General features: G+C 69.9%; 20 protein-coding genes. 5 read left to right on the forward strand and 15 right to left on the reverse strand.

Annotated features, from left to right (window positions below; all coding sequences use genetic code 11):
• Window positions 1-945: 945 nt before the first annotated feature.
• Together ACIREE_RS37895 and ACIREE_RS37900 are read right to left on the reverse strand one after the other, a co-directional pair.
• A complete protein-coding gene (locus ACIREE_RS37895; RefSeq protein ID WP_404163057.1) occupies window positions 946-1,161 on the reverse strand; it encodes a DUF6199 family natural product biosynthesis protein in 216 nt (71 codons plus the stop codon).
• Between the two features lie 803 nt (window positions 1,162-1,964).
• Window positions 1,965-2,657 (reverse strand): DUF4232 domain-containing protein, encoded by a 693-nt coding sequence (locus ACIREE_RS37900; protein ID WP_404163060.1) that lies wholly within the window; start codon window positions 2,655-2,657, stop codon window positions 1,965-1,967.
• A 95-nt stretch (window positions 2,658-2,752) separates the two neighbouring features.
• On the opposite strand from ACIREE_RS37900, the gene ACIREE_RS37905 reads away from it, so the two are divergent.
• Together ACIREE_RS37905 and ACIREE_RS37910 are read left to right on the forward strand one after the other, a co-directional pair.
• Window positions 2,753-4,099, forward strand: a complete 1,347-nt coding sequence (locus ACIREE_RS37905; RefSeq protein WP_404163063.1) for an FG-GAP and VCBS repeat-containing protein — start codon at window positions 2,753-2,755, stop codon at window positions 4,097-4,099.
• Window positions 4,100-4,560: 461 nt separating this feature from the next.
• Entirely contained in the window at window positions 4,561-4,821 is a 261-nt protein-coding gene (locus ACIREE_RS37910) for a hypothetical protein (protein ID WP_404163066.1), read from the forward strand.
• A 103-nt stretch (window positions 4,822-4,924) separates the two neighbouring features.
• On the opposite strand, the gene ACIREE_RS37915 is transcribed toward ACIREE_RS37910, so the two are convergent.
• A complete protein-coding gene (locus ACIREE_RS37915; RefSeq protein WP_404163068.1) occupies window positions 4,925-5,314 on the reverse strand; it encodes a DUF6009 family protein in 390 nt (129 codons plus the stop codon).
• Window positions 5,315-5,453: 139 nt separating this feature from the next.
• Entirely contained in the window at window positions 5,454-7,031 is a 1,578-nt protein-coding gene (locus ACIREE_RS37920; RefSeq protein ID WP_404163071.1) for a phage/plasmid primase, P4 family, read from the reverse strand.
• 763 nt (window positions 7,032-7,794) lie between these two features.
• Here ACIREE_RS37920 and ACIREE_RS37925 point away from each other — a divergent pair.
• Window positions 7,795-9,444: a carboxylesterase/lipase family protein gene (locus ACIREE_RS37925; RefSeq protein WP_404163074.1), complete on the forward strand. Its 1,650-nt coding sequence runs from the start codon at window positions 7,795-7,797 to the stop codon at window positions 9,442-9,444.
• 341 nt (window positions 9,445-9,785) lie between these two features.
• Here ACIREE_RS37925 and ACIREE_RS37930 read toward each other — a convergent pair whose 3' ends face one another.
• Complete coding sequence (locus ACIREE_RS37930) at window positions 9,786-10,469, reverse strand: ScbR family autoregulator-binding transcription factor (RefSeq protein WP_404163077.1); 684 nt, start codon at window positions 10,467-10,469, stop codon at window positions 9,786-9,788.
• Between the two features lie 214 nt (window positions 10,470-10,683).
• On the opposite strand from ACIREE_RS37930, the gene ACIREE_RS37935 reads away from it, so the two are divergent.
• Window positions 10,684-11,532: a ScbA/BarX family gamma-butyrolactone biosynthesis protein gene (locus tag ACIREE_RS37935; protein WP_404163080.1), complete on the forward strand. Its 849-nt coding sequence runs from the start codon at window positions 10,684-10,686 to the stop codon at window positions 11,530-11,532.
• Window positions 11,533-11,653: 121 nt separating this feature from the next.
• On the opposite strand, the gene aroC is transcribed toward ACIREE_RS37935, so the two are convergent.
• The 7 genes from aroC to wrbA all read right to left on the reverse strand — a co-directional run bounded on the left by aroC (window position 11,654) and on the right by wrbA (window position 18,631).
• Window positions 11,654-12,841, reverse strand: a complete 1,188-nt coding sequence (aroC, locus tag ACIREE_RS37940; RefSeq protein ID WP_404163082.1) for a chorismate synthase — start codon at window positions 12,839-12,841, stop codon at window positions 11,654-11,656.
• On the reverse strand, window positions 12,834-14,015 hold the full coding sequence (locus tag ACIREE_RS37945) for a 3-hydroxybenzoate 6-monooxygenase (RefSeq protein WP_404163085.1): 1,182 nt from the start codon (window positions 14,013-14,015) through the stop codon (window positions 12,834-12,836). The genes aroC and ACIREE_RS37945 overlap by 8 nt, the downstream gene beginning before the upstream one ends.
• Before the next feature lie 15 nt (window positions 14,016-14,030).
• Window positions 14,031-15,263 carry a 3-phosphoshikimate 1-carboxyvinyltransferase gene (gene aroA, locus ACIREE_RS37950; RefSeq protein WP_404163088.1) on the reverse strand — a complete coding sequence of 411 codons (1,233 nt, stop codon included), beginning with the start codon at window positions 15,261-15,263 and terminating at the stop codon, window positions 14,031-14,033.
• Window positions 15,260-15,565, reverse strand: coding sequence for a hypothetical protein (locus tag ACIREE_RS37955; protein WP_404163091.1), 306 nt, complete (start codon window positions 15,563-15,565; stop codon window positions 15,260-15,262). The genes aroA and ACIREE_RS37955 overlap by 4 nt, the downstream gene beginning before the upstream one ends.
• Window positions 15,562-16,287 (reverse strand): SDR family NAD(P)-dependent oxidoreductase, encoded by a 726-nt coding sequence (locus tag ACIREE_RS37960; protein ID WP_404163094.1) that lies wholly within the window; start codon window positions 16,285-16,287, stop codon window positions 15,562-15,564. Before ACIREE_RS37960 ends, ACIREE_RS37955 begins: the two co-directional genes overlap by 4 nt.
• 110 nt (window positions 16,288-16,397) lie before the next feature.
• Window positions 16,398-17,816 (reverse strand): MFS transporter, encoded by a 1,419-nt coding sequence (locus ACIREE_RS37965; RefSeq protein ID WP_404163096.1) that lies wholly within the window; start codon window positions 17,814-17,816, stop codon window positions 16,398-16,400.
• A gap of 200 nt (window positions 17,817-18,016) precedes the next feature.
• The gene (gene wrbA, locus ACIREE_RS37970) at window positions 18,017-18,631 is read right to left on the reverse strand and encodes an NAD(P)H:quinone oxidoreductase (protein WP_404163099.1); all 615 of its coding nucleotides are present in this window, start codon (window positions 18,629-18,631) and stop codon (window positions 18,017-18,019) included.
• 511 nt (window positions 18,632-19,142) lie between these two features.
• On the opposite strand from wrbA, the gene ACIREE_RS37975 reads away from it, so the two are divergent.
• Window positions 19,143-20,033, forward strand: coding sequence for a shikimate dehydrogenase (locus tag ACIREE_RS37975; RefSeq protein WP_404163102.1), 891 nt, complete (start codon window positions 19,143-19,145; stop codon window positions 20,031-20,033).
• Window positions 20,034-20,059: 26 nt separating this feature from the next.
• On the opposite strand, the gene ACIREE_RS37980 is transcribed toward ACIREE_RS37975, so the two are convergent.
• The 3 genes from ACIREE_RS37980 to ACIREE_RS37990 form a co-directional block, all read right to left on the reverse strand.
• A complete protein-coding gene (locus tag ACIREE_RS37980; protein ID WP_404163105.1) occupies window positions 20,060-21,238 on the reverse strand; it encodes an IS701 family transposase in 1,179 nt (392 codons plus the stop codon).
• Between the two features lie 273 nt (window positions 21,239-21,511).
• Window positions 21,512-22,045: a shikimate kinase gene (locus ACIREE_RS37985; RefSeq protein ID WP_404163263.1), complete on the reverse strand. Its 534-nt coding sequence runs from the start codon at window positions 22,043-22,045 to the stop codon at window positions 21,512-21,514.
• A 16-nt stretch (window positions 22,046-22,061) separates the two neighbouring features.
• On the reverse strand, window positions 22,062-22,391 hold the full coding sequence (locus tag ACIREE_RS37990; protein WP_404163107.1) for a hypothetical protein: 330 nt from the start codon (window positions 22,389-22,391) through the stop codon (window positions 22,062-22,064).
• Between the last annotated feature and the right edge of the window lie 185 nt (window positions 22,392-22,576).

The raw sequence follows: 22,576 nt of genomic DNA on the forward strand, positions 1-22,576 counted from the left end.
GCGCGCGGTCTGCTCCGCAGACACGACGCGCCGCCACTACGTGGCGGGAAGACGGCCACGCTCCGCGTGGCCCACCGGTCGGCTTCGCCGTCCAGCGCGGACAACTCCGTTGTCCGCGGCTCGAATTGCTCCGCAATCCGGCCTGCAGAAATTCGCTCCGCGAATTTCTGGGGCTGGCTACAGGGTGAGCCCCTCTTCTCGGCTCTCCCCTTAGGAATCTGACGGTTCGTCAATTCCTTAAGTTTTTTTGCTAGTTTGAATTCTGGGCGACCCCCAGCTGGGCAGGCATGCTCCACTCCCCAAGGTTCATCCCGGGAAAGAGGCGTGAACACGATCTGCAGCACGCTGACCTGCATCATGTGCAGCACTGACAACCAGCAGTCTGCAGGCGCTGTCAGTCACACGTAGCGGTGTGAGCAGGAACTATGTGCCGGTCATCCACTGACAGAACAATGACGAGACACCACTAACACAACCCCGCACAACATCAGCCAGCTCAACTCACGTGCTCCGCACCCGAGTTGGCGTCACTCTGTGACGCTAAGTCAGCAACGCTCCGCGCTGCTGACGGCTCGGATCGCTCCGCGATCCGGCCCGAGGCTGGGCTACCCCTGCGGCTTCCGCTTGACGCGCTGAATCCGGTTGGAGATGAGAACGCAGGCGAATACGAAGCACGTGCAGCCTGAGGAGACGATCGCTCCTGTCCCGTCACCATCGTGGATGCGCAAGAGCAGGAACCCGAAACTCAAGAAGAGCATCGGGCCACACACCCAAGGCACCCAGCGAGCTCCAGGTCTGCTCCAGGCCGGCGCTTCATGATTCGGTAGCTGCGGCATGCGGGCCCCCTCTCCTGCTCGCCTGCCCGCTTCCCCTACACGCACGCCCGAGTTGGGCGTCTCTTCATGCCACTCCGCGATCCGGACGAAAACGCGGCAGCTGCTGCGGCTACGTGGCGTGAGTGATGATCATGAAGGCGACCATGCCCAGAAAGATCACCCCTACTATCCGGGTCATCGTGTAGCCGGCCTTGGTCGGCTCGGTGGCGTCGTAGTCCCTCACGAACGGGCGTTGCAGGGGTCGGTTCGCTTTCCACAGCAGCTGGGGTTTGATGACTTGGATCAGGCCCATGACGGCGAAGAGGCAGAGCAGTACGTAGATCATGGCTACTCCTGTTCGGTTCCGCAGGCTGACTCGAGGGTGCGGTGCCGGCCGGGGTGGGAATCGGGGTGGTCTTCCTATGCCGGTAGGAACTGAAGGCGTTGGTGGACAGGAGGAGCCATGCGATCGTGGCGGCCAGGGGCCACCATCTGTTGCAGCCTTGCGCACCGTCGATGAGGCGGTTCACCCATGCGGCTGCCCAACTGGAGGCCAGGATCAGGGTGATCCATCGCCACCACCGCCAGAACCGCAGACTTCGCCGTGCTTGGCCCAGCAGGTGCAGGTCTCGCAGCTGACTGACTCTGCCCGTCATTCATGAGACCCGCTTACCCCGTCCTGGGGACGGTACCGGGCGGCTCGACCTCTCCCGTGTTTTGCGCGGGAAGAACTCCCCGACTTTGTCGGGGAGTTGGCATCGCTCCGTGATGCCGCCGGCCCGCACCAGCCAGGGAGTGAGATGGCCGGATGCGGCGAGGGCGGCTGCGAGGTCGAGGGGGTGGAAGGCGATCTGGTCGAGCGTGGCGAGGTGGCTGGCCACTCCGGCGCGGTCGGCGTCTGCGAGAGTGTGCTGCCTGTTCGACACTGGCGACGGCGCCCCCGCGCAAGTGTGCTGGCCTAACGGTGAACCCACCCAGGAGATAGTCTCCGGTTCCCGCTTTCCAGATCGGCGAGCGCTAAGCGCGAACAGGGTCGCGAACTCCCGCACAACTCGCGTGCGAGAGAGTGACATTGAGCTGCACCGGCCGCGGCCTCACCTGTGGCCAGGCTGGCCGGGTACGGCGGGGCAGCCACTGGGCCGACCGCCCTTACTTGGTGGTGTGGGTGGGGTAGACCTGGACGTCGGTGTAGGCGCCCTTGATGTCTCCGGCGCCCGCCGGCCAGTCCAGGGTCACGGTGTGGGTCTCGTTCGGGGGCGTCACAATGATGTTGGTCGGCGAGGAGAGGCTGTTGCCGCTGTTGTCGAGGGTGTAGGCCAGGTCGAAGACCGCCGCGTCACCCGGCTTCAAGGTGGTGACACGCGGCTGGGCCGGGCCACGCTCGATCGGGTTCGAGGTGTTGTCCTCGTCCTTGATGTCCACACCCGCGAAGCCCGTCGCCGAGCAGGTCGTCGAACCCCGGTTGACCATCGTGATGTTGATCCGGCCCTCGGTCGCGTCCGGCGCCGCGTCCACCGCGTCGATGGCCAGGTCCTCCGTCTTGCAGAACGTCACCTTGGTGCTGGTCTGCGTCGCGCCCTTCGCGGCCGCCTCGGCCTGGGTGCCCTCACCCGAGCCCGCCTTGGCGCTGCCGCCCTCCGCCTTCGAGCCACCGTCCGAAGACGAAGACGAAGACGAGGACGTCGAGGACGAGGTGCCCGTGGAGGACTTCGCGGCGCTCGCCGCATCGGTGTCCGAGCCCGAGCAGGCCGTCAGGGAAAGCCCCGCGACCGCCGTCAACGTCGCGGCGGCGATCCGCAGGTTGCGGCGGCTGACGATACGGGCGGTGGTGTTGGAGCGCATGGCAACGACGGGGGTCGGGATCGTCGTGCATCACCCGCGTAACAAAGTGATCCACTTCCTTGTGCAGGTCGCTTCCACGCCCGTGAAGTGGGCTGATGCACTTTCCGACAGCAGGCGGTCCGTTCTTCCGCCACCTGCGCATGTGGCACGCCGTACTGGTCTCCCTCGTAGTGGTGGCGGTGGTGGCGTTCCTTGTCCTTCGGCCGTCCGACGGCGTGCGTTCGGTGCCCGGCAGTGCGTGTCGGCCGGGCGATTCGGCGCGCGAGGACGTGCCCGCGAGCCCGGACCTCGACGGGGACGGCTCCGTCGATCTGGTGCACGAGATCTCCGAAGATGTGGACTTCGACCTGACCATCGTGCCCGGCTCCAAGCACGGTCCGGATGGTGACCGCACGACCGTCCTCGCCCACGATCAACTCGGCCTGCCGGACGACGTCCAGGTGGGCGACGAGCCGTTGCAGCCCACGGTCGCCGACCTGGACGAGGACGGCCACGCCGACCTCGTCGTCAGCGAAGCCGCCCAGGTCCTGTGGGGAGGCCCCAAGGGCCCGCAGGCCGGCGGAGCGCACGGGCGCGTCACGCTGCCGGACGGCTGGTACCACACCGCGCCGGTCGCCGGGGACTTCGACGGGGACGGCCACATCGACCTCGCGGTCTTCAAGGATGCGGGCGAGGATCGGGATCGGGAACTGGTCGTTCTCAAGGGGCCGTTCAAGCGCTCCGGGGCCCCCGCCCGGACCGTGAAGATGCCCAGCCCGGTCAGCGAGGGCGCGGACCCCGTGCTGGTCGCCGGGGACGCGAACGACGACCGCGCCACCGATCTCGCGCTCTACGACTCCGCGTACGATCCGCCCCTGTTGTTCACCGGCGGCGCACGTACCGCAGGCGGCCTGAGCAAGGAGCCCGCGCGGCTGCCGGAGGGCGAGAACGTCGTCTTCGGCGACTTCGACGGCGACGGGCGGCAGGACGTCGCCGTCGGCCGGAGCTTCATCCCTTCCTACGACGAGGACGCCGCACCCCACCGGCGCGGCCAGGTCAATGTCCGCTACGGGAAGGAGCCGGGCAGGTGGGTCACCATGGAAGGCGGTGACTTCAAGGAGGGTTTCGGCACCGAGCTCGGCGTCGGAGACTTCAACGGTGATGGCTGCGACGACCTGGCCGTGCAGCTCACCAAGAAGAAGGAGGAGGGGGACGCGCGGATCGAGGTGCTGCGCGGCGGCTCCGAGCACGGGCTCGGGTCGAAGCCCTGGCGTGCCACCAAGCGCTCCGAGCCGGGTGACGACAACTCCGTCGACGGTTCGCTCTTCGCCGTCCACGACTGGGACGGCGACGGCCGCGCTGAGCTGCTCCTTCTCGACGGGGACCGCTGGTGGATCACCGACGGCACGGACCGCGACGAGGCGTCCTTCCCGGTCGCCCCCGGCAAGGACCAAGGTTCGTAGGCACATGTAAAATCGCGAAGACATCGGCCATACGGGCCGGAACTGACCCCTCTCCTGTCCGGGACCAAAGAGCTTCAAAATGGACGCGACCGGGCTCCTGACGTTCATGTGTTGCGTGATCCGCGCACGGGGCGGACAGGAGCTTGACGGAAAGCTGACGATCACGCTTTCCGGGTGGGTCGGTTCTGGCCCTGTCCGACCGCTGACGTTTCTTTTGCGCCAGGTTTGAACCAACGGATTAGGGGATTCCGTCCCGGTCTCCTATGTTTCGGGTGTCGATTTGCCCCACTGGTTACCTAGTTCACAAATGGCTGCAAGATGAAGGCATCACTTCGCGCCATGTGGGCATCCACATCACACCCCACGCGTCACCCCTCGTTCCACCGCACCACGTCCCCCCACTCCTGCCCGGCACCACCACACCCCGGCCCCGCACGGTCGGCACCCCGCCAGGAGTCCCGGTGACCACCCACACCGCCATCACCCTCGCCCGCCACCTCGGCCGCATCCTGTGCTGGCACCTCGCGCTGGCCATGGCCGGCACCGCCACCCGCGTCCTGCCGCATGCCGACCGCTACCGCACCGGCCTCTATCTGTGGTGGGCCGCGCTCCCCGTCACGGCTGCCGTATGGGCCCTCGCCAGAGCCAACGAAAAACGCCATCTCCAGCGCGAACGCGACACCCACACCGCCCGACCCGCTGACTGGACCCCGACCGCCTGACCCCCGCACCGGGCACGAAGCAGATCTCGTATCCGTATGGCCGTGTTCACTCGCCAGGTCGGCCCCGGGTCGCGACAGTCGACGGAAGCCGTCACTGCGCGGGTCAGGTTCCGGTCGGCACTATCTCCGCGGTGCGCTGGGAGCGTTCGGTCTTCCTGCCGACCTTGCCGGGCTCCAGGGTGCGGGGATCGATCGCTTCCAGAGGGGAGCCGACCTTGTACGGGCCGTCAGGGTCGTCGGGCTGGTTGGGGCGGTCGTGCGGCAGCAGGTAGAAGGTGCGGCGGGCGAAGAGGCCGCTGTGCGCGCTGCGCGGTGCCTTCGGGCCGAGGTTGGTGTAGCCGATGAGCCGGCCGTCGCGCTCGTATCGGGGCTTGCCCTTGCGGGAGTTGACCTTGTCGAGCGCCTGGCGGACGTAGTCGAGGCGGGCCGGGTCCTCCAGCCACACGATCTCGACTTCTTGGGCGAGGTCGCTTTCCTGCGGTAGCGCGCTCATCGGCCCTCCTGCGTGGGGGTGGCCGCGGGTCGGCCTGGTGGTGCAGCGTTCACGGGGTGGCGGCTGGTGCGGTGCCGACCCGGGGCGCTGCGCTCATCGTACGGTCGTCTGGGGGAAGCGGGCAGAGCGCCCGGCTTTGTCATCGGCCTGCGCTCCCGCTGGAGACGGCTTCGTCGGGAAGCAGGCCGAGGCCGGGGTAGAGCTTCGCGGCGTTGCTTTTGATCATGTCGGCGGGTGAGGCGAGGCAGAGTTCCTGGCGGATGCGGCTGGCGAAGGCGCGTGGGGTGGAGGCGCGGATGCCTTCGTCGGAGCACCAGCGGCCGTAGGTCTCGTAGAGGAGCTTCTGCTCGACGCGCAGCTCCGGGTCGTACCCGTCGGACGTCTTGACGCAGCGTTCGGCGATGAACCGGCCGACGTGGTCCTCGGTCGTCTCGTACGCGGCGGTGGCGATGCGGACGGAGGCGGGGCCGTGCAGTCGGTCGCGGGTGGCGAGGTAGCGGCGGGCGCCTTCGATGAGCCAGTGCAGGATGCCGGGGCCCTCGTTGGTGACGAGTTCGTCCGCCAGGTTGTCGATCTTGCGTTCGTCGGGGACGCGGCGTTCGAAGGGGATGATCCGCATGCGGCGCCAGAAGGCGTGTCCACCGGTGCCGACTTCGGGGCGGTGGTTGCCGAGCAGCCACAGTTTGTGGGTGGGGGTGAAGGTGAAGAAGTTCTGCCGCATGCGCCGGGCGGTGATGGTGTCGCCGCCGGTGAGGAGTTTGACGCGGGCCTCGTTGAACTTGTCGTTCGGCTTGAGCTCGGAGCAGACCACGATGCGGCGGCCGTGGAGCTCGGTCAGTTCGGTGGAGTGCTCGGTGAACTTGCCTTTCTCCATGAGGAATCCGGGCGGGGCGGCGTTCGCGTAGTCGCCGAGGATCTGCATGGTGACTTCGAGGAGCACGGACTTGCCGTTGGCGCCGGAGCCGTAGAGGAAGGGCAGGATCTGCGCGCCGACGTCGCCGGTGATCGAGTATCCGAGGAGGAGATGCAGGAACCGGCGGGTCTCCTGGCCCTTCTCGTCGTCGCCGAAGGTGTCGCGCAGGAAGCTCTCCCAGCGCGGGATGGGCATCTGCTGCGGGGCGACGTTGGTGGCCCGCGAGTGCATGTCCGCGATCGGGTTGGGCTTGCGGAGCTCGCCGGTGCGCAGGTCGACGACGCCGGCCGGGGTGCACAGGGCGTAGATGTCGCCGTCGAGGACGTTGGGGTCCAGGCGCAGGCTCGGGGCTGCCTGTGCCTGGAACAGCATGGCCTTGATGCCGGCGGTCGATTCGGAGTGGCGGCGGTGTGCGGCGAGTTTGCCGGGGGTGAATCGGCCGCTGGGATCGTGGTCGGCGAACTGCTCGGCCATCTCGCCCGCCGCCCATACGGCGGCTTCGTCCCCGCCGGTCAGCTTCCAGCGGTAGGTGTCCCAGCTGTGCCAGCCCATGCCGATGACGTAGCGGAACTGCTCGCTGTACAGGCGCGCGAACAGCTTGGCGTTGCCCCGGTCGGTCAGGGAGGTGGGCAGGAGCACGTCGTGCTCCTGGCCTGCCGCGGGGCGCTCTTGCACCGCCTGGGCGGGCAGGTTCGCGGTTCCCGGTTCGGTGAGGACCAGCTCGGGGAGTTCCAGCTCGAGGGTGTGCTGGCGCATCTGCTCGGCGGCACGCTGCGGGTCGAAGCGGTCGTGCTCGGCACTCATGAGCGTCCTCGACGGTCGGACTCGGGTCGCACACACGCGACGCAGACCCGGCCCCGCTCCGGGCCCGGGCCGGCCAGTGTCGTGCCCTGCGCCGGGGACAGGCGCTGTCCGGCCAACAGATCGTCCTTCGGTTCGGTAGGGGTGTGAACGTCGACACCTGCGCGACGGGCCCAACGGGGCTGAAGGGGCTCGTCTTTCGAGTTCGAGCCACGAGCGTAGCCCACATACAGGGGTCCGGAAGCAGAGACACGCCTATCCGGAAAGTTCAGCCCCTTCAGCCCCTTCGACGAGACGGGGCCTACGGGGCTGGACGTGTTTCTCGGCCCCGCGCCGTGTTTGGCCCCTTCAGCCCCGCGCTAAGAAAGCGCAGGTCAGGCAAGGGCACCGGCCAGACTACGGGGCTGAAGGGGCTGAGACGCGTAGTTATCAGCAGCACAGAGCATTTAGGGGTTGTTCACGTACGCGCGTGCGAGAAAGTCTTTGTGTAGCTGATAACTACGACCTTCAGCCCCTTCAGCCCCGTGGTTTCGACCCGCAAGCCTGTGAACTGCACTTTTGCGAAGGGGCTGAGCGGGGCCGAAGTTGCTGGGCGGGCCTTGCTCTGTTTCAGCCCCGTACGTGGCCGTGGGCAGCGCCCGGAAAGTGACGTAGTCGGGCATCGGCCATTGGCCCGCTCCCGCGCCGGGCGGCAGGATCCGGCGAGCGCTGATCCGACTCGCGCGCTCTGTCACCTAGTTCGCCCTAGTTTGGGAGTACCGCTGTCATGACCGACGTGGCCTCGCCTTTCCGGCGCCGTTCGTTCCTTGTGGGCGCGGTGACCACGACCGCCGCGCTGACGGCGCCGCGCGCTTTCGCACAGGTGCCGACCGCCGGTGAGTCCGTGCGGACCCGGACCACTGCCGGGGTGATCGCCGGTCGTCGTGAGGGGCAGGTCGCGGTGTTCCGTGGGGTGCCCTATGCCCGGCCGCCGGTCGGGGAGCTGCGTTTCGCCGGGCCGCGGCCGCCGGTTGCCTGGAGCGGGGTGCGGGACGCGACGGCGTACGCCTCCGCCTTCTACCAGCTCGACGGCAGTGGCTCCGAGGACGCGCTGTACGCGAATGTGTGGACGCCGGGCACCGGTGGCGCGCGGCCGGTCGTGGTGTACATCCACGGCGGTGGCTGGCAGGCGGGCGCGGGCAGCCTCGCGAACTACAACGGCGCACAGCTCGCGGCCCGCACCGACATGGTGGTCGTCACCTTCAACTACCGTCTGGGCGGCTTCGGTTGGGGCCTGCATGAGGAGCTGGCCGACCCGGGCTCCGGGTCCTGCGCCAACTGGGGTCTCCAGGACCAGGTGGCGCTGGTGAAGTGGGTGCAGGACAACGCGGCGGCGTTCGGCGGCGACCCGGGCAACATCACGCTCGTCGGCACATCGGCGGGCGGCGCCAGCACCTATCAGCTGGCCTTCCTGCCTCAACTGCGCGGTGTCGTACAGCGGATCGTGCCGATCAGCGCCGCCCACGCCTGGTCTCCGGCGATCAGTCTGACCCCGTCCGACGCGCGGACGGTGTACGAGGCGCTCGCCGCGCAGTTCGGCACGGACGTGCGGGGGCTGCGCTCCGTCCCCGGCCCCCAGCTGCAGGCGGCCTGGCAGAAGGTCTTCTCCGGCGCCCCGGCCGGCCGGATCGTGGACAGCGGGCGGGAGTACCGGGGCCCGGTGCCCGACGGCACATGGCTGCCCGCCTTCGACTACCAGCGTTCCGTGCCGCGGGTGCCGGTCCTGTCGGTGCACGCCCGCACCGAGGGCTCGTTCTTCACGTACCCCGGTGGTTCGCCGCAGACCCCGCCCGCCCCGGCCGACGAGGCCGAACTGCGCACCGCGGTACGGGACGTGCTGCTCAAGGGCGCCACGACGGTCACCGACGCGCAGGTGCGGGAATGCGTCTCGGCCTACCGCACGGCGCTGACGGCGGAGAGCCTGCCGGTGGACCCGGTGTCGGTGTGGACCGAGGTGTGGGGTGACGGCCTCTTCCGCTACCAGGTCGTCCGGCTGGCCGAGCGCCATGCCCGGCAGAGCGGCACGCGGCAGTACGTGATGGAGTTCGCCCACCCCGTCAACGCGCCCTCGTACGGCACCCCGCACGAGGCGACGTCCAAGTTCCTGTTCGGCAGCTACAGCCTGCCGGAGAACCAGCAGATCTTCGGCAACGGGCCCCTGGAGGCGGCGGTCTCCCGGACGTTCATGGACCTGGTGGCCTCGTTCGCGCGCACCGGCACCCCGGCCGCGGCGAACGCGCCCTCGTGGCCGGGGTTCTCACCGGACCGCCCCAGCACCATGATCCTGGGCGGGCCGGATGTGACCGAGGTGGCGACCACGCCGAAGCTGCGTCAGCTGACGTACTGGGACACCGCGGGCTGGGTGCCGCGTCCGTAGCGCGGTGGCCGCGATCAAGAACAGGCGCACCTGCCTGTCCGCGTGCTCCGGGTATTCCGGCATTCCGGTGGATTGCCGCGCGGCAGGGCGGAAACGAGCGGTGGCCGCGATCATGAACAAACTCGTGATCGTGATTCGTCACGTCGTTCCGGTTCATTCGTGTCCGCCCCCGAACCGTGTCGGGATTTGTGATTACGAGGGCGCCGCCCGGCCAACCTGACATAGTCCGGGAGGATCCACCCGGGCCAGAGATGACATAGTCCTGTCGGCCAGAACAGTTCACTACGGGGGAAGCGATAGCATGCAGCAACTTCCATTCATAAAGGTAACTCAAGAGCTTTCTATTTCGGTGGGCTCTGCCGGGTTTTTATGATCTGCTTCGGAGTTCCCGGAGAGCCGCTTTCCTTGAAAATGCGGATACCACGTCCCGGCGAGGCGTCCAGTTCCATCAGGACGGCCGGAACAGCGATCGACGGAAAGACCATGCCGATCAAGTAGCTGACTTCTTCCTCGAAATCACGCTCGCTCGGCACCCCCTCGAGGACCGCCTCGGTCCCTGCCCAGGAACTGACCAGGACGCGGGCCACCCGCTCCGGATCGACGTGCGCCAGCAACTCGCCCGCACGCTTCGCGTCGCTCAGATACTGGGCCGTGAGCTCGATCCAGTCCTTCCACGGTTGCGTACCGAAAATGGACCTGAACTGCGGGTCCAGCTGCAGCAGCAGGGCGGCGCGCAGCATGGGTTCTCGCGGGAGCCGGTAGGCCAGCGCCATGGCGATGTCGATCCATTCCTGCAGTTTGAAGGTTTGTGGAGCGACTCCTTCCGTAGTCACCGCCTCCTCGAGAACACCGAGGGCAAGATCGCTTTTGGACTTGAAGTGGAAGTACAGGGCGCCTTTTGTCACGCCTGCGCGCTGAAAGATCTCCACCGTGCTCGCTGCTTCGTATCCCTTCTCGCAGAACACTTCGGCGGCCGCGACCAGAAGGTCCCGACGGGTTTGCATCGCTCGTTGCTGCGGCGGCATTTTTCTTCCACCAACTTCCTCGTACTTTTCAAATGTTGATTCTTCCGGCCATACTCTAGCGGCCGGTGCGGGAAAGCTCCCAACACCCGGTCCCGGGGGCATCCCAGAGGCACGGGGCCTCAAGTTCATCTGAGCTTAATTCAAGGGGTGGATCATGTCCGAAACAATGGTTTCTCCTGACCTCAGGCAAGTCAGTTGGTCCGAGGACATACGCATGGACTGGCTGCACCTGACTGTGGACGAGTCGGTGTTCGTACGCGAGTGGGCGCGCGTGGGTCCGATGTCCTTCCTGTTCCGCGCGCAGTGGCCGGCCGCCGGGCGCGACGGACGGCCGGACTCCCGGATGGTCTGCCAGAGCCATCGCCAGGCGGCGCTGTTCATCGCGCATGCCGTCTTCGGCGTTCCCCGCACGCACGAGACCCTGCTCGGCGACCTGACGGTGCGTGTGAACCCTGAGCACGCGCTGCCGACGGGCGAGCCGCTGCCGCTCGACCTCGAGATCGTCTGCCGCGAGGGCGGACGCGGCGGACGTGTGCTGACGGGGCTGCACGCCGAGACGACGATCCGCCACGACGGTGTCGTGATCGCCGTGATAGCCACGGAGTTCTCGTGGGTCTCCCCCGCCGTGTACCGCCGGTTGCGCGGCGGACGCGGCCGGTTCGACGCGGACGACGTCCCCCCGCTCACACCCGTTCCCGCGGCGAGCGTCGGCCGGGCCGACCCGGCCGAGGTGACCCTGGCCCAGGCCGACGGGCCCGGCCGCTTCCTGCTGCGCTGCGACTTCGCCGACACCGGTCTCTTCGACCACCCCACCGACCATGTGCCGGGCCTGGTCCTGGCGGAGGCCGCCGAGCAGGCCGCGTACGCCGTCACCGGGGGGCGACTCGTGCCGGACGAGCTGTCGCACACCTTCCTGAACTACGTCGAGTTCGACGAGCCGTGCCTGATCGAGGCGGCCGAAGTGCCCTCGGGCCGTCCCGGCGTCACGGCGGTGGAGGTGACCGCACGCCAGGGCGACGAGGTCACCTTCCGCTCGGTCCTGAGCGGGTCCGTCGCACCCTGAGCGCAGCGGCCGGTGGGCGGCCGAGTCGTAGTCGGCCGCCCACCGGCCTGTCACGTGGCCGGCGGAGGTCACCGCCGAGGAGAGGCCGGAGGAGAGGTCGGTGGACGGGGCGTCGGGGAGGTCAGTGGATGCGCAGGTTCTCCAGGTACGAGGACACGTTGCGCCGGGTCTCGGGCACGCTGTCGCCGCCGAACTTCTCCGCCACCGCGTCCGCGAGGACCAGCGCCACCATCGCCTCCGCCACGATTCCGGCCGCGGGCACGGCGCAGACGTCCGAGCGCTGGTGGTGCGCCGTGGCCGTCGCACCGGTCGCCACGTCGATGGTGGCCAGGGCCCGCGGTACCGTCGCGATCGGCTTCATCGCGGCGCGGACCCGCAGCAACTCGCCCGTGGTCAGGCCGCCTTCGGTGCCGCCCGCCCGGCCGGAGGTGCGCCGGATGCCGGTGCCGGGCGCGGTGACGATCTCGTCGTGGGCCTGCGAGCCCGGCACCCGGGCCAGGTCGAAGCCGTCGCCGACCTCGACGCCCTTGATCGCCTGAATGCCCATCAGGGCGGCGGCCAGCCGGGCGTCGAGACGGCGGTCCCAGTGCACGTGCGAGCCGAGGCCGACCGGTACTCCGTAGGAGAGGACCTCGACGACACCGCCGAGGGTGTCGCCGTCCTTGTGGGCCTGGTCGATCTCCGCGACCATCGCCTTCGACGCCTGCGCGTCCAGGCAGCGCACCGGGTCCGCGTCCAGCCGCTCCACGTCGGAGGGGGTCGGGTGGACGCCGTAGGGGGCCTTCGCCGCCGCCAGTTCCACGACATGGCTGACGATCTCGATGCCGGCCGTCTCCTTCAGGTACGAGCGGGCGATCGCGCCGAGTGCGACGCGGGCCGCCGTCTCCCGCGCGCTGGCGCGCTCCAGGATCGGCCGTGCCTCGTCGAACCCGTACTTCTGCATGCCCGCGAGATCCGCGTGGCCGGGGCGCGGCCTCGTCAACGGGGCATTGCGGGCAAGGGCGTCCAGGATCTCCGGGTCCACCGGGTCGGCCGCCATCACCTGGTCCCACTTGGGCCACTCGGTGTTGCCGATCATCACGGCGACCGGCGAGCCGAGGGTGCGGCCGTGCCGGACGCCGCCGAGGAAGGTGACCTCGTCCCGCTCGAACTTCATCCGCGCCCCGCGCCCGTGGCCCAGACGCCGCCGGGCCAGGTGGCCGGCCACCGTCTCGGTGGTGACCGGGACCCCCGCGGGCAGGCCCTCGATGGTCGCCACCAGGGCGGGGCCGTGCGACTCTCCCGCGGTCAGCCAGCGCAGACTAGCCACGGGCGCCGGCCTTCGCGCCGTGCACCCACGCGACCTTGGCGTACAGGTCGTCGTCGGAGAGGCCCTGGAGCATCTCGTTACGGGCCTTCGCCGCGTCGCCCGCCGGGTGGTAGAGCTGCTTGCCCATGTCGCGGGCCAGGAGCTGGACGGCGCCGGTGCGCTCACGGCGTTCCGCGTTGAACTTCTCGAAGCGCTGCTCGAACTCGGCGGTCTCGGAGCCGATCAGGTCGCCGAGCACCACCGCGTCCTCGACGGCCTGGCACGCGCCCTGGGCCGCGTACTGCAGCATCGGGTGGGCGGCGTCGCCGACGAGGACGACCTTGCCGTCGGTCCACTTCTCCACCGGGTCGCGGTCGCACAGCACCCACGACTTCCACTCCTCGCCGAGTTCCAGGAGGCGGCGCGCGGTGGCGCCGAGTCCGGGGAACTCGTTCAGGACGAAGTCCCGCTCGACGGGCTGCCCGATGACGGCCTCGGTGGCGCCGTCGTTGCGGGTGGCGGCCAGGTTGAGGAACTCGCCGCCGCCGATGGGGTAGTGGACGAAGTGCCAGTCGGGGCCGGCCCACAGGGTGACCGTGTTCCAGCGCAGTTCCTCGGGCACCTGGTCCATCGGGACCACCGAGCGGTAGATGGTGTGCCCGGAGACCTGCGGGTAGCCGTCGCCGATCAGCTGCTTGCGGACGACGGAGTTGATGCCGTCCGCGCCGATCAGCGCGACGCCGCGCTCCTCGGAGCCGTCGGTGAGGAAGACGGTGACGCCGGCGGGGTCCTGCTCGTAGCGCTCCACCGAGGAGTTGACGCTCAGGTCGATGGCGTCGCTGGCCCGGCAGGCCTCGAGCAGCGGCTCGTAGATGTCGATGCGGTGGACCACCGCGTACGGGTTGCCGAACCGCTCGCGGTAGGCGCCGGTCAGCGGCATCGCGCGGACCTTCTCGCCGGTGGTGCCGTCCATGAAGCGCAACTCGTCGATGAACACGGCGCGTTCGCGCACGTCGTCGCCGACGCCCAGCCGGTCCAGGGCGTGGAAGGCGTTCGGGCCGAGCTGGATGCCCGCGCCGAGCTCGGTGAAGCAGTCGCGGCGCTCCAGGACGACCACGTCGTGGCCCTGCCGGGCGATGGCGAGCGCGGTGGCGAGACCGCCGATGCCACCGCCCGCGATGAGTATCTTGGCCATGTACGTTTCCCTGTCTCAGTCCGTGGCGCCGAAGACGCGGCGCAGTTCCTGGTGGAAGTCCGGAAAGGTCTTGGCGACGCACTCCGGGTCGTCGAGCGTGATGCCGTGCGTGCGCAGGCCGAGCACCGAGAACGCCATGGCGATGCGGTGGTCGCGGCGGCAGTCGATGCGGGTGGGGGCCATCGGGCCCGGGTGCACGGTGAGCCGGTCGGGGCCCTCGTCGACCCGGATGCCGCCCGCGCGCAGGTTCTTCGCGACGGCGTCGATACGGTCGGACTCCTTGTACCGGGCGTGCTCGATGCCCCGGACGGTGATGGGGGCGTCGGCCAGCGGTGCGATGGCCGCCAGCGTCATGAACGTGTCGGAGATGTCGCCCATGTCGACGTCGAAGCCGCCGCGCAGCGGTCCGGTCCCGGTGACGGTGGTGGCGTCCGGCCCGACCGCTACGTGCGCGCCGGTCCGTGCGAGCACTTCGGTGAAGCGCAGGTCGCCCTGGAGCGAGGTCTTGCCGAGGTGCGGCACGGTGACGGTGGTGCCGGTGACGGCGGCCGCGGCGAACAGGTAGGAGGCGGTCGAGGCGTCCGGTTCGATGTGCAGCCGGATGCCTCTGTAGCCGCCGGTCGCCACGCGTAGCCGGCCGGTGTCGTCCTGGGTGACGTCGGCGCCGAACGACCGCATCAGGGACAGCGTCATGTCGATGTAGGGGCGGCTGACGAGACCGTCGGCATCGATGGTGAGCGGGGTCCGCATCAGCGGCGCGGACAGCAGCAGGCCGGTCAGGTACTGGCTGGACGTCGAGGAGTCCAGGCGCAGTCCGCCGCCTCCGAGCCCGCGCGCGGTGATGCGCAGCGGCAGTCCGCCGCCGGGGCCGCTCTCCACCTCGGCGCCGAGTTCGGTCAGCGCCGAGGTGAGCGGGCCGAGCGGGCGGGCCCGCAACTGGGCCGAGCCGTCGACGCGGTAGCTGCCGGTGCCGGCCGCGACGAGCGGCGGCAGGAAGCGGGCCGCGGTGCCGGCGTCGGCGCACCAGATGCCGGCGTCGGTGCGCGGCGCGCCGCCGAGGCCGTCGACGTCCCAGTCCGCACCGCGTACGGAGATCCGTACGCCGAGCGCGCGCAGGGCCTCGCGGAAGGCGACGGTGTCGTCGCTGACCAGGGGGGCGCGCAGCCGGCTGCGGCCGCGTGCGGCGGCGGCCAGCAGCAGGGCGCGGTTGGTGATGCTCTTGGATCCGGGGATACGTGTCGTCGTCATGGGCGGTACGTGTCCGGTGGGGCGGCGGCCGCGTCGAGCGGTGCGGTCCAGGGGGCGTCGAGTCCGGCGAGCCCGTCCCGCGTCGCGGTCGACGCCCACAACAGGTGCTGGTTGCGGGCGCTTTGGGGGCCCCGCATGTGGGCCTGGTGCACCGGGTCTGCGGTGCCGCCGACGACGTGCCGGTGCTCGACGGGTCTGCGCGGGTCGCCGCTCGCGAGCCGGCTGCGGCCGATGTCGTCCGGCCGCAGCGGGACACCGTCGGCGGCCGGGCGGGCGAGGGCGTCGGGGGCGGCTCGCATCACACGGCGACCGCTCCGTCGAGGACCAGGTCGTGGCCGACGACGAACTGGGACTCGTCGCCCGCGAGCCACACCACGGCGCTCGCGATCTCGTCGTCCTCGGCCATCTGCCCGCTCGGGGCGGCGACCGCGACGCGGGACGCGGGCGCGGCCACGTCGCCGGGGCTGATCGCGTTGATGCGGATGCCGTCGCCGATGTGCTCCTGGGCCGCGGTCTTGGTCAGCGCGGAGAGCGCGGCCTTCGACGCGGCGTAGGCGCCGAAACCGACCCGGCCCTCCATGAAGCTGATGTTGGTGGAATTGTTGATGATGACGCCGCCGCCGTTCTCCCGCATATGAGAGATCTCGTGCTTCATCAGCAGCCACACGCCGGTGAGATTGCTGGCGAGGTTTTCTCCCCACACGGCCTCGCACATCTCCACGAGCGGTTTCGGATTTCCCACGAAACACGCGTTGTTGAAGGCGATGTGCAGTCCGCCGTGCCGTTCCACGACCGTCTTCATGAGGCGGATGACGTCCATGCCGTGCGTGACGTCGGCGATGACGGCGTCGGCGGTGCCGCCGTCGGCCTCGATCAGTTCTACGGTTCTGCGCAGGTCACCGGGCTCGCGTCCGGTGACCACCACGGTGGCGCCCTCCCGGGCGAAGGCGAGGGCGGTGGCCCGGCCGGTGCCGGAACCGCCTTCGGTGACCAGTGCGACCTTGTCGGTGAATCGTGCAGTCATCAAGACTCTCCTGTAACGGGAATGCGGTTTCTCCGGGTACCGCCGAGGTATCTCCAGGCTTCACTGTGCGGTGCCGTTCACAGCGCGACAATCAACACCGGATTACTTCGTCAGTTGGTCAGCACTGCGTCAGTCGGCGGCTTTTCCGGCTGCAGGAGTTGTGTATTCCGTCCGGTGCGCAGACCGAACGCCACCAGAACGGTCGCGGCGAGCAGGGCGAGTCCGGCCGCGGTGAACGCGACGGCACAGCCCGCGGGCCCGTCGCCCGACAGCGAGACCAGCAGGGCGATACCGAGCGCGGGTCCGGACTGCATCGCGGTGTTGAGGGTGCCGCCGAACGCCCCGGCGAGCTCGGGCGGGACCTGTTGCGCGGCCACCAGAGTCGCCCCGCTGACCACCAGGCCGATGCCGGCGGGCAGGACGAGGAGCCCGGCCAGCAACTCACCTGCGTACGGGCTGTGTTCACCGGTGCGGCCGAGCAGCAGCAGGCCGGTGGCGCTGACGAGGAGCCCGGTGACGGTGGTCCGCCGGGCGCTGAACCTCGCCGACAGGCGCGGCGCGAGGAGTCCGATGCCGGTGAGGACCAGGCCGAACGGGACGAAGGCGAGCGCGGTGTGGGCCGCGGACATCCCGCGGGCCCGCTGGAAGTACTGGCCGAGTACGAAGGTCGCCCCGGCGCCGCAGGCGGGACCCACCGCGGCGGTCAGCAGGGCGACGGCCCGCCGGCGTGAACGCAGCAGTGCCGGCGGCAGTACCGGATGGCGTACCCGCGACTCCACCAGGGCGAAGGCGGCGACCAGCAGTGCACCTCCGCCAAGTGGGGCCAGCGCGGCGGCACTTGACCATCCGGAGCCGCCCGCGGCGCCGAACCCCTGGCCGACCAGGGCGACGCCCGCGGCGCCGAGCAGTACACCGGGCACATCGACGCGGGTGGCGCGCCGCGGCGGGCCGGTGGGCAGCAGCCGCCCGGCCTGCGCGGCGACGAGCAGCCCGACCAGGGCCAGCGCCGCGAACGCTGCCCGCCACGAGATCCAGGCCACCGCGAACCCGCCGAGCAGCACGCCGACGGTGGCGCCGAGGCTCGCCAGCGGGCCCCAGGCGGCGGTGGCGCGGGTGCGCCGCCGCGGGTCGGGGTAGAGGGAGCCGAGCAGCGCCATCGCGGCGGGTGCGGCGCATGCGGCGCCGGCGCCCTGCACCACGCGCGCCGCCACCAGGGGTGCGAAGCCGGTCGCCGGGACGGCGAGCAGACAGCCCACGGCGTACAGCAGTACGCCGCCGGTGAAGCAGCGCCGCTGCCCCACCAGGTCGCTGAGGCGGCCGCCGAGCAGCAGCAGTCCGCTGAACGCCAGCGGGTAGGCGGTGGAGACCGTGACCAGCTGCCCCTCGCTCAGGCCGCAGGCGGCGCGGATCGCGGGGCCCGCTATGGAGGTGGTGGTGACGGTGGTGCTCAGGACCAGTTGCACGGTGGCCAGGAGCGCGAACGCGTGGCGGGGTGCGGGCGGTCGGGCATGCCTGGGTGTGGACGTCATGGGCGCACGGGTCCCTTCCTGGTGGGAGCAGAGGGACGGGACGGTTCGGCCTCATGGAGATGCGCCGGGCGCTCCCCCGCGGCGCCGGATGACGCCGGATGACGCCGGATGACGCCGGATGACGCCGAGCAGGGTGCGCCGGAGCGCTTCGGGGTCAAGGACCCTGCTCGGCCGGCCCGGACGGGCCTTGGCGTTGCTCGTCAGGCGGCTTCGAGGCCGCGCTTGAGGGCCGTGGCGATCTCGACCGTGCGACGGGCCTGGAACTCGATGGCGCCGAGATTGTCGTCGGTCACACCGGGCTCGCCGCTGGACACGCTGCTCGTGCCGTACGGGTTGCCGTTGGTGGCGGCGAACTGGATCTGGTTCGCGTAGCCGGGCGGAACGATGATCGAGCTCCAGTGGTAGAACGTGTTGTTCAGCGCGAGCAGTGTCGACTCCTGGCCGCCGTGCGCGGTGGCGGTCGAGGTGAACGAGGAGACGACCTTGTTCGTCAGCTTGCCCTCGTGCCACAGGCCACCGGTGGTGTCGATGAACTGCTTGAGCTGGGCGGCCGGCAGGCCGTAGCGGGTCGGCGTGCCGAAGAGGATGGCGTCGGCCCACACGAGGTCGTCGAGCGTGGCGACCGGGGAGTCCTTGGTCTCCGCGTGGTGCTTGGCCCAGGCCTCCTTGGCGTTGATGGCGCTCTCGGGGGCGAGCTCGGGCACACGCAGGAGACGGACCTCGGCGCCCGCCTTCTCGGCGGCAGCCGCCGCCGCCACGGCGAGCTTGTGGACGTTGCCCGTGGATGAGTAATAGATGACGGCGACGTTCGTCACGCTGGTTGCTCCTAGTGGGATGAAGGTGTTTCGAAAGGTGCGGGCCCGCTCTGTGCGGAGGCGGCGTGCCGTGCGCACCTTGAGTGACGATTCCCTTCAGCACGTGTGCAGGGCAATCGATGCCGGGGGATTTCGTCACGTGTCGAGCGATCTTCGTCCGATCTTCGTCCGGCGCACCGGGTCCGGCTCCGCGGATCGGTTCCGCGGCACCGGCCCGGGGACGGTTTCCCCCTGCAACCGCGCTAATTGGCGTGAAGCCGCGTGTCGCCCGGACAGGCCGCCGCACATTTTCGGTGTCCTGTACAGGGACTTCGGTCCGACCGGCTCGCCGCCGCCGGTCAGGACCGAGCCGCGGAACACGGCCGCCGCTGGCTCAAAAACTTCCCCAAAATTTCCCCAACTCACCGGCGTCGCACAGCAGACGTGACATATAAGCAGCGCGCGCCACGGTGATCCGGCTCCGGGCTGGTAGACAAAGTGAAACGGCCCAGATATGGAGCGACGACGTCCGATGAAGACCCTTTCCCTCAGCCGATGGGACGGCGTCGAGCCGCGCCCCGAAGCAGCCCTGCGGGCCGCCGTGCTCGGCTCCCCCATCGCCCACTCGCTCTCTCCCGTGCTGCACCGCTCCGCGTACACCGCGCTCGGCCTCGACTGGACGTACACCGCGGTGGAGTGCGACGAGCGGGGACTGCGGCCCTTCCTCGAGAGCCTCGACGCGTCATGGGCCGGCCTGTCCCTGACGATGCCGCTGAAGCGGCCGGCGCTGCCTCTGATCGACGAGGTCAGCGACGTTGCCATGGACACCGGCGGCGTCAACACCATCGTCTTCCGCGACGGCGGCATGTTCGGGGACAACACCGATGTGTACGGGATCGCCTGCGCGCTGCGCGAGGCGGGCGTCGACGCGCCCCAACGGCCCGTGATCCTCGGCGGCGGCGCCACCGCGTGCTCCGCGCTCGCCGCGCTGCGCAACCTGGGGGTGCGCGATATCGCGGTGGTGGTGCGGGAGAAGTCCCGGGGCGGCGAGGTGTGCGCGGCCGCGAGCCGGATCGGGGTGATGCCGCAGTTCTACGTGTACGAGGACCTGGCGAACGCCCTGGACGGGGCGGACGTGGTGCTCTCGACGCTGCCCGCGGGCGCCGCCGACCCGTACGCACCGGCCGTCGCGGGCAGCGGGGCGGCCCTGCTCGACGTGGTCTACGCGAACTGGCCGACCCGGCTCGCCAAGGCGGTCTCGTTCAACGGCGGTTCGGTGGTGCCGGGCCTGTCCATGCTGCTCCACCAGGCCGTGCGGCAGGTGCAGTTGATGACCGGGTGCACCCGGGTCCCGGTGGCGGTGATGCTGGACACCGCCCGGGGCGAGGTGGAGCGGCGCGAACGGCAGGGCGGGAGCGCGTGAGGCGCGGGGTCCCTGCCGCCGGGCCGTCAGGCCGTGCGACGGGCGGGGGCCAGCTCCTCTTCACGGCGGTGCTCGGACAGGGCGACGAGCGCGTGCGCCACACCCGCGAGGGTCAGGTGCCGGTGCCAGCCCGGGTAGGTACGTCCCTCGAAGTCCATGACGCCGACATGCGCGGCGATGGCGCCGAAGTCCTGCTCGACGCGCTGGGTGAGCCGCCCCAGACGCAGCAGCATCGGCGTCGGCACCGCGGTCAGGTTCGACAGCCACAGCTCGCCGGCCCGGCGCTCCCGCCCTGACCAGGCGCCCGCGAGCACCAGCTCCGTGGCCTCTTCCTGGCCGGGCAGGACGACCTTGATGCCGTTGACCACGGCGCAGCGGTTGATGCCGCTGCGCGGGTCCGTCCAGTTGACCGGGCGGCCGGCCGTCTTGACCATGTCGACCAACTGCTGGGCCTGGAACACCCCTTGGCCCTGTCCGGCCGGCGCCGGGCCGATCGGGCGCAGCCAGGTACCGCCGCTGATGCGCAGCACGAACGGCGCCTGACGGCGCGTCAGGGTGCAGGCCAGGGAGACCGCGTCGTGGAGGCGCGCGTCCATGACCATGGGGCGGCGGCGCAGGCCCCAGTCCCCGGCAGGCTGCATGGCCGCGTTGACCGCGCAGTGCGCGGGGGCTTCCTCGGTGGCCGACTCGGGGATCTCGGCGCGCCTGCGCCGGGGCTCGTCGCGCAGCCAGCCCGAGGGCAGCACGAGCCGCCACTGGATCGGCACGCTGGCCGCCTCGGTGGCCATCCACACGCTGTATGACTGCTGGCTGTTGACCACGCGGCCCAGCTGCGGGACGAAGGATTCCTCGACGCCCACGGTGTGGGCGCCGGTCTTGACCACGGCCATCGGGCGCACGACCCAGGCGTGCGGGAGGAGCGTGCGGTCGAGGTGGCGGGCCAGCACCCTGCGCACCGGCATCCAGTCCCAGGAGGACTTGCCGATGAAGTGGTGCAGGCTCTGTTCGGCTGCGCCGCCGCCGAACATCGTGGCGATGGCGCGCATGGACTTGCGCCCGGGAACGGACAGCAGTCCGGAGATGTAGCGCTCGCCGTGCTCACGCTGATCCCTGCGCGGCAGCGACACCAGCATGCGCTGAGAGAACTCCGTGACGAAATCGTCGGCGATGTCGCCCCAGACACCGGCGGGATGCACCTCGGTCATCAACTTGACTCCCCCAAGTCACCGGGCGGAATCCCACCCATTAGTTCGACTCCAAGAGAAAACCACATTAGATGTTCTTGGAGGGGGGTTGTTCGGATACTCAGTCACCTCAAGTGACCCTTTATTTCCGGTTTTTACGGTACTTACGCACTTATAGCCGATGGTAAATTTTGACCCTCGACAACGAAATCCGTGGGGGTCGTCTCAGAGTTCAAGATCAAAAAATACTCCCTTAGATGTTAATGGCTACTCTGTGATTATTATCCATCACTGTTAGTAGTTCTGTTCGAGTGGATTTTCGCCAGATGCCCGAACGGGCGCCACGAGAACGGCGATCCGGTCGGCGACCTCCTGGGGACGCTCGCCGGGCGCCACCGTCACGGTGTACCGGGCGAGCCTTGTGTAGAGGGGGGTCCGGACGGCCAGAGCGGTACGCAGTCGCCCCGCGGGGTCGTCGGTGAGCAGCGGCCTGTCCTCGGCGTCGCCGACCCGCTCGATGAGTTGCTCAAGACCGACGGCGAGCAGCACCACCGGTTGGTGGCACAGGGTGCGCCGCACCGACTCGTCCAGGACACTGCCGCCGCCGAGCGCGACCACCGACCCGCACCCCGCGCCGAGCGCCCGCTGCACCACCCGGCGCTCGACCATCCGGAAGTGCGCCTCTCCCCTGCTGCGGAGGATCTGCGGCACGGACATGCCCGCGGCGGCCTCCAACTCGGCGTCCGTGTCCCGGAACCCGACCCCGAGGCGGGCGGCAAGCAGCTGCCCCACACTGGTCTTCCCGGAAGCGGGCGGCCCGATGAGCACCGCCGCGGTCGCGCGCTCAGGCGAGGGCAAGGCCGTGCCCGGACAGCGACGCGAGGGTGTGCACGCCCTCCGCCGTCGCCTCCACGTCGAAGGCGAGCCGCACGGTGGGCGGGCGGCCGATCAGCTCGGCGGCGCGCTGCGGCATCGGCTGCGCGGCCGCCTCGGCGCTCTCCCACAGGAACAGGGCGCCCCAGCGCTCGGCGGCGGCGTCCGAGATCCAGGTCTTGAGGACCAGGCCCGGGGTGCCGGTGAAGCGGTCCACGGCCTCGTCGCGCAGGAACTCGCGCAGCCCCGCGACGGTTCGGCCGCTTCCCGTCAGGTCCCACCAGACGACTACGGCATGCATGGTTGTCCTCCTGGTTCAGTCATCGATGCGGTCGCGGGGGGGGGGGGGGGGGGGGGGGGGGGGGGGGGGGGGGCGGCCCCGGCGGGGGGGGGGGGGGGCGCCGCCCCCCCCGCCCGCGGCCCCCCCCCCCCCCCCCACACACACACCACACCCACGACAAGGCGCGAGCGGGGGGGCGCGCCCCC

The organism is Streptomyces sp. NPDC102467 (genome assembly GCF_044765445.1).
GTDB lineage: Bacteria > Actinomycetota > Actinomycetes > Streptomycetales > Streptomycetaceae > Streptomyces.

Excerpts from the sequence above, each read along its gene's own strand:
- ACIREE_RS37895 (WP_404163057.1), bottom strand. The coding sequence starts at position 1,161 with ATGATCTACGTACTGCTCTGCCTCTTCGCCGTCATGGGCCTGATCCAA.
- ACIREE_RS37900 (WP_404163060.1), bottom strand. The coding sequence starts at position 2,657 with ATGCGCTCCAACACCACCGCCCGTATCGTCAGCCGCCGCAACCTGCGG.
- ACIREE_RS37905 (WP_404163063.1), top strand. The coding sequence starts at position 2,753 with ATGCACTTTCCGACAGCAGGCGGTCCGTTCTTCCGCCACCTGCGCATG.
- ACIREE_RS37915 (WP_404163068.1), bottom strand. The coding sequence starts at position 5,314 with ATGAGCGCGCTACCGCAGGAAAGCGACCTCGCCCAAGAAGTCGAGATC.
- ACIREE_RS37920 (WP_404163071.1), bottom strand. The coding sequence starts at position 7,031 with ATGAGTGCCGAGCACGACCGCTTCGACCCGCAGCGTGCCGCCGAGCAG.
- ACIREE_RS37925 (WP_404163074.1), top strand. The coding sequence starts at position 7,795 with ATGACCGACGTGGCCTCGCCTTTCCGGCGCCGTTCGTTCCTTGTGGGC.
- ACIREE_RS37930 (WP_404163077.1), bottom strand. The coding sequence starts at position 10,469 with ATGCCGCCGCAGCAACGAGCGATGCAAACCCGTCGGGACCTTCTGGTC.
- ACIREE_RS37935 (WP_404163080.1), top strand. The coding sequence starts at position 10,684 with ATGGACTGGCTGCACCTGACTGTGGACGAGTCGGTGTTCGTACGCGAG.
- ACIREE_RS37945 (WP_404163085.1), bottom strand. The coding sequence starts at position 14,015 with ATGGCCAAGATACTCATCGCGGGCGGTGGCATCGGCGGTCTCGCCACC.
- aroA (WP_404163088.1), bottom strand. The coding sequence starts at position 15,263 with ATGACGACGACACGTATCCCCGGATCCAAGAGCATCACCAACCGCGCC.
- ACIREE_RS37960 (WP_404163094.1), bottom strand. The coding sequence starts at position 16,287 with ATGACTGCACGATTCACCGACAAGGTCGCACTGGTCACCGAAGGCGGT.
- ACIREE_RS37965 (WP_404163096.1), bottom strand. The coding sequence starts at position 17,816 with ATGACGTCCACACCCAGGCATGCCCGACCGCCCGCACCCCGCCACGCG.
- ACIREE_RS37975 (WP_404163102.1), top strand. The coding sequence starts at position 19,143 with ATGAAGACCCTTTCCCTCAGCCGATGGGACGGCGTCGAGCCGCGCCCC.
- ACIREE_RS37980 (WP_404163105.1), bottom strand. The coding sequence starts at position 21,238 with ATGACCGAGGTGCATCCCGCCGGTGTCTGGGGCGACATCGCCGACGAT.
- ACIREE_RS37990 (WP_404163107.1), bottom strand. The coding sequence starts at position 22,391 with ATGCATGCCGTAGTCGTCTGGTGGGACCTGACGGGAAGCGGCCGAACC.